The 4,765-nt window shown below is 64.7% G+C and carries 8 protein-coding genes and 1 pseudogene; 2 read left to right on the top strand and 7 right to left on the bottom strand.

The window, feature by feature from the left end; all coding sequences use genetic code 11:
- Nucleotides 1-192: pseudogene (locus tag AXK60_RS27410) on the bottom strand (hypothetical protein); the annotation flags it as partial.
- A 200-nt stretch (nt 193-392) separates the two neighbouring features.
- Nucleotides 393-956, bottom strand: a complete 564-nt coding sequence (locus tag AXK60_RS12875) for a MarR family winged helix-turn-helix transcriptional regulator (protein ID WP_068571548.1) — start codon at nt 954-956, stop codon at nt 393-395.
- 75 nt (nt 957-1,031) lie between these two features.
- Here AXK60_RS12875 and AXK60_RS12870 point away from each other — a divergent pair, with 75 nt between their 5' ends.
- Both AXK60_RS12870 and AXK60_RS25850 read left to right on the top strand, forming a co-directional pair.
- The gene (locus AXK60_RS12870; protein ID WP_068571547.1) at nt 1,032-1,646 is read left to right on the top strand and encodes a hypothetical protein; all 615 of its coding nucleotides are present in this window, start codon (nt 1,032-1,034) and stop codon (nt 1,644-1,646) included.
- 75 nt (nt 1,647-1,721) lie between these two features.
- A complete protein-coding gene (locus tag AXK60_RS25850) occupies nt 1,722-2,309 on the top strand; it encodes a GNAT family N-acetyltransferase (protein WP_082778005.1) in 588 nt (195 codons plus the stop codon).
- 21 nt (nt 2,310-2,330) lie between these two features.
- Here the strand turns inward: AXK60_RS25850 and AXK60_RS12860 are convergent, their stop codons facing one another.
- The 5 genes from AXK60_RS12860 to AXK60_RS26995 all read right to left on the bottom strand — a co-directional run.
- The gene (locus tag AXK60_RS12860) at nt 2,331-3,086 is read right to left on the bottom strand and encodes a hypothetical protein (protein ID WP_244881101.1); all 756 of its coding nucleotides are present in this window, start codon (nt 3,084-3,086) and stop codon (nt 2,331-2,333) included.
- Entirely contained in the window at nt 3,083-3,760 is a 678-nt protein-coding gene (locus AXK60_RS12855; protein WP_068571545.1) for a hypothetical protein, read from the bottom strand. The genes AXK60_RS12860 and AXK60_RS12855 overlap by 4 nt, the downstream gene beginning before the upstream one ends.
- A 74-nt stretch (nt 3,761-3,834) precedes the next feature.
- Entirely contained in the window at nt 3,835-4,173 is a 339-nt protein-coding gene (locus tag AXK60_RS12850) for a hypothetical protein (protein WP_068571544.1), read from the bottom strand.
- A gap of 50 nt (nt 4,174-4,223) precedes the next feature.
- Nucleotides 4,224-4,523 (bottom strand): hypothetical protein, encoded by a 300-nt coding sequence (locus AXK60_RS26460; protein WP_139057930.1) that lies wholly within the window; start codon nt 4,521-4,523, stop codon nt 4,224-4,226.
- Nucleotides 4,523-4,765 (bottom strand): ParA family protein (locus AXK60_RS26995; protein ID WP_425315217.1); only part of this gene is annotated, 243 nt, incomplete at its 5' end. The genes AXK60_RS26460 and AXK60_RS26995, both read right to left, overlap by 1 nt.

The raw sequence follows: 4,765 nt of genomic DNA, 5'->3' as shown, positions 1-4,765 counted from the left end.
GACCTTCGATTGCCGGCGCGGATACCGTTTGCGTTCACTCGGCCACGCCGACCCCGCCGCCTCATCGACCGTGTGCCAGCTGACCTGGTACTTCCCTTGAATCATCCGCCGCGAGACGCCGTCTCGCAGGTCACGTCGGATCGCCGCGAACAGCTCCACCTTCGACATCGACGACGATCCGGATCCAGGCATCAGCAGGCTCCCAGCCGCTCGATCTCAGCCCCAGGACACCAGCATCATCCCACCATCTGGTCGGTGACGCTCAAATTGTCAGACACGGCTTTCATCGCCCCCGTGACGAGATCGTGTTCAAAGCTGACAAAGAGTTCGACGCACCGCACTGGAGAGTGGTCCCTCAGCCCTCACAGTTCAGTTCACCCTCACAGTTCAGTTCATCGGTGGGCGCGATCACGGTACTGGAGCCATCGCGCGAACTCATTGAGTTCGGCAGTTTGTTCAGGCGTTAAGCTTCGAAGATGCGCGAGTGCGGCCACTTCAGTATCTGTCGTCACATACGGCCGAGCGGGCAGGTCTAGCGCTGCGCGCAACGCTGAGTCGAGATCCTGCAACCTGCTTCGCGCATCTTCAAGCGGTGTCTGCAACCGCGCCGTGAGCCGGTCGAGCGCCCCTTCCAGCGCAGGCAGCGACTCGAGGTACACCTTTTTCCCAGCAGGGGTGAGCTCGATCAGCGAACTCCGGCGATCCGAGGGGTCCTGCCTTCGGGAGAGATCACCGCGACTTTCGCATCGACGCACGATGGCGGACACCGTTGTCACGGGCAACCCAGTCCAGCCCGCCAGCCGCGTAACGGTGACCTGGTTCAGGTCGTGAACGAGTCCGAACAAGGCGAACTCGTCGACTGACAGCGGGCTGTCGGTCAGCCCGGCCGAGACCAATGCGTCGGCGACCGATGCGAGCAGCCAGATGTCGACGAGGACGTTCTTCGGTTCAGACACCTGACTCAACCTCCAGCATGTTGCTAGATCGTAATAATTGATGCATTATGGTTGCATTCTACCGAGGAGCGTCGCATGACCACCAGTATCCCCACCCGCTCAGTCGCCTCTCCCAGCATTCGCGCCGCCGCAGCCGCCGGCGTCGCAGCAGCAGCGGTGCTCGTCATCAATGCCGCCAAGCGCGCACAGATTGTCCCGACCACGGAGGCCACTCAGCTTCTGGCCCCACTGGCCGAGGTTTTCGCAATTGCACTGGTAACCGGCATGTTCGCGGTATGCCAGTCACGACTTGGCAAGCTCGGACGAGCGTTCTTCTACCTGGAGCTCGCCGCGTTGGCGCTACTGGTCGGGGTCGAATTCGTCATCAACCTCGTCTTCGCCTACCTCGATCCCACCACCATCGCCGACTTGCGGTCCGGCCCCCTCGGACTTGCGCTCACTGTTGCGTCGGTGCTGTTTCTCATTGGCACCATCGGCTTCGCGCTGACGATCGCAGCCACAAAGATCGTCCCCCGAGTACCACTCGCGGTCTACGCCATCGGATCCGTCCCGGTCGCCCTCCGCAGCGTCGTTCCCGAAGCAGCCCTAGACATCGGCTTGATCACCATGGCCATCGGCGTCGGTTGGCTGTCCGTGTGGCTCTTCACTCGTACCGACACCACCAGCCAGCAACGACGCTCAAATTCGTGAACACTGCCCCTGTCCGAATCCGCGGCGACGCTCAAATTCGTGAACAAGTGACGCTCAGATTCGCGAACACAGCCAATGGCGGGCGTCTCCGGGCAGCAAGATGCGGAAGGGGAGACACTGGCTGCTGCGATCCGTGGGGATGCTCTCGGCAAAGCCGCGCTGGCGTCGCCCTCGCCGGAGTTCCGCGCAGAGTTCCTGTCGATGTTGCTCCGAGAAGACCCATTAGCGGCAGGGATAGCAGCGACTACGGCGCTGGCCGCACACTCCGACGGTAAAGCCGTCGGCATCGTGATCGCTGGGCCATCCTCGAAGATCCTCCCAAAGTTACTGCGCCAACTAGGTTTTGAGCTTGCGCTCAAGTACCTCGTGAACGCTGTGAAGATCGAACTGCTGGCTGTCGAGCCCGATTTCCGGCGGTCGGGCGCGGGATCGCGGCTGCTGGCCGAGACCATCGCGATCCACGCCGCGGCCGGTGCCCACGTGATGCATGGACAGTTCAACACGGATCGTCACGAGATCCTTGAGCCGTTCTACCGCAGCCACGGATTCGAGATCCTCAGGCCTGACACACCGCTGGATCTGGGCCCCTTCCTCGGGCTCGATGCACCGATCGGGGCGATGCCCGATGCCGGCGAAACGATGATGTACCGCCGTCTTCATTGACCGGAGGCGAAAGCGACTCGGTCAGTCCGGGTTGGCCGCCAGGACCTGTAGAGCTGCTCGGCCGCGCCGAGCCCACCGCTCCCCTGGTGCGATCCACGCTCGGTGCGTGGGATCCTCCAAGACCGCCCAGAGGTATTGGATGCGGGAGCGGTCGCTGCCGGCCATGCGAGCGCGGTCGCGCACAGGATTGTCCGCGGCGCAGGCGAGGACCGCGGCGTCGTCGAGATGACGTTCGCGGTCACGGTTATCCGACTTGTAGGCGGCGCCCTTGAGCACCAGGGCGCCGAGGACATCCGGGACGCTGACGACGATGCCGCCGTCAGCTGTCTCGATCTCGCAGTTGACGGTCTTGCGCAGCGCAGACGTGCCTCCGGGCACTGCGAACACCGGGCGCCGCATAACGCTGGGCTGCAGGCTCGGCGCTGCATGGTCCGCGACCATCACGTCGACCTGCTGTTTGCCGCGGTTGAATCGATGCACTGGGCCATCGCCGACGGGCTCATGGAGGACGTAGCCCAATGCCTCGAGCTGCTCGCGCACGCTCGACCAGGTCGCTGCCCCGGTCTCGATGTGCAGCACCATGTCGACGTCGACGGTGGGGCGCGTGAGCTGCATTCCCACGTGGGCTGCGTGCAGCTGCACCATCAGCCCTCCGATCAGCGTCCACTTCTCATGCGGTATCACGCGGACGAGCTCGACGACCTGCGGCCACGGCGGCGGCCATCCGCCGGCGGGAGCGCTGACCCGCCACCGCGGCCGCTCCACCGGCTCGGTCACGAGACCCTGCCGAGCATGCGCGTGAGGGCAAGATTGCCAGCGGCCGCCTCGCGGGTGTCGAGCGACTCCATCAGGTCGACCGCGACAGCCGCCGGCAGGACTCGGTCCACCTGCCATCCCGCGCTGGCCGGCACCACCCGGATGGTGAAGTCGCCTTCCGGATCCTCGATGAGGCCGAGGTCGCGAATGGTCGCGGCGTACTTCTTCTGCGGTACATACCCGTCGTGGGTTCCGCGGTCCACCGCCGATAGCTCGAAGTAGTCGCTCCAGTACGGGTCGGTCAGCACGCTCGCTCCGGTGGGAATGAGTCCTGTTGCATCGCCCCATCCCTGCATCCGTTCGATGCGCGGAGAGCGTCGGCGGACCATCCAGGCCACGTCCTCTGCGCAACTACGCCGAAGGCGCGCCCGCAGTCGTGACAACGCTGCAGGCTCGAGCCAGTCCGCAGTCTCTCCGGAGAGCAGCGCGAGCGCCGCCCAGGCGCCCGCCGGCGTCGCCGGCCGTCCGCGAGCCGGCCGGGCGTGCGCACGACGGTGCACAGAGGCCCCGTCGAGCAGCAAAGCGCCACCTACACGCCGCGTCACGGTCAGCTCACCCGAGCGCGCAAGCCGCGCGACCTGGCGCGGCGTCACCTTGAGGTGCTGCGCCGCGGCCGATACGGACATCTCACTCATGCATAAATGGTCTCGCAGAAGACCTATTTGCGCAATAAGCGGTAGTAGGTGGCTATAGAAAGGAACCGCTGAGTTCAAGCAGGCAGGCGGCCAGCAACCACGTCGAGGAGCCACTGATCGGGCTCTCGACCCTCCTGCCGGGCCAGCTTGACCAGGATCTGCGCGCTGATCCTCCGCGCCTCGGGAGTGCTCCCGTAGAGGTCGAATCCAGCGATCCTGCGCTGCTCCTGACTACTGAGGGCTGCGTTCTGCTCGGGCGTCACATCGGAGGCAGGGCCTTCGGCAACGTTGAGGAGCCACTGATCGGGCTCTCGACCCTCCTGCCGGGCCAGCTTGACCAGGATCTGCGCGCTGATCCTCCGCGCCTCGGGAGTGCTCCCGTAGAGGTCGAAGTCGCTGGGCGAGGAGGACATGCGTCAATGATGCCCGGCTGAGCGAGGCTGTGGCTACCTCTCCCCCTCGGTCAGTCGTGACGAAGGTAGTGCGCCTCCAGCAGCGGAGTGATGTCGTCGATCATCTTGACGCCCCGGCGTGCGCAATCCGTCTTGATCGCAGCGTGGAGCGACAGCGGGATATCGAGTGTTAGACGTTTGAGCGGCTCCTTCTCGGGCTCGGCGCCAGCGAACGAGGCCGGCGGTGCCGCAGGGGTTGCAGCGCCTGGCGGCGTGGCCGCGGGGTGCGCCCCCGAGACCCAGTCGTCAACGGATTGCGCTGACGGTCGGCCCGCGGTCAGCGAGGGAAGTCCCTTGGGCTTAGCAGCCATCAGATGTTCACCAGCTCTCGCGTCATGTTGCGGATCTCGTCGGCAGCCTGCCCCTCTGGATCGACCTCGATGACGGTAGATCCGTCAACGAGGGCTTCTGCGTAGCCCACCCTGTTGGCGATCGTCGTATCGAGGACCGGATACGGCAGGCCAGCCAGCGAAGTCTTGATCGACTTCCCCAGGTTAGTGCCCACTCCCCGCCTGGAAACCAGAAATACGATTTTCAGGTTTTCCTTAAATGC

Source organism: Tsukamurella pseudospumae (genome assembly GCF_001575195.1).
GTDB lineage: Bacteria > Actinomycetota > Actinomycetes > Mycobacteriales > Mycobacteriaceae > Tsukamurella > Tsukamurella pseudospumae.
This window is presented reverse-complemented; position numbering and strand designations above follow the sequence as displayed.

What these genes read in the sequence shown, in the direction of transcription:
- AXK60_RS25850 (WP_082778005.1), top strand. Translation starts at nt 1,722, where the DNA reads ATGGCGGGCGTCTCCGGGCAGCAAGATGCGGAAGGGGAGACACTGGCT.
- AXK60_RS12870 (WP_068571547.1), top strand. Translation starts at nt 1,032, where the DNA reads ATGACCACCAGTATCCCCACCCGCTCAGTCGCCTCTCCCAGCATTCGC.
- AXK60_RS26460 (WP_139057930.1), bottom strand. Translation starts at nt 4,523, where the DNA reads ATGGCTGCTAAGCCCAAGGGACTTCCCTCGCTGACCGCGGGCCGACCG.
- AXK60_RS12855 (WP_068571545.1), bottom strand. Translation starts at nt 3,760, where the DNA reads ATGAGTGAGATGTCCGTATCGGCCGCGGCGCAGCACCTCAAGGTGACG.
- AXK60_RS12850 (WP_068571544.1), bottom strand. Translation starts at nt 4,173, where the DNA reads ATGTCCTCCTCGCCCAGCGACTTCGACCTCTACGGGAGCACTCCCGAG.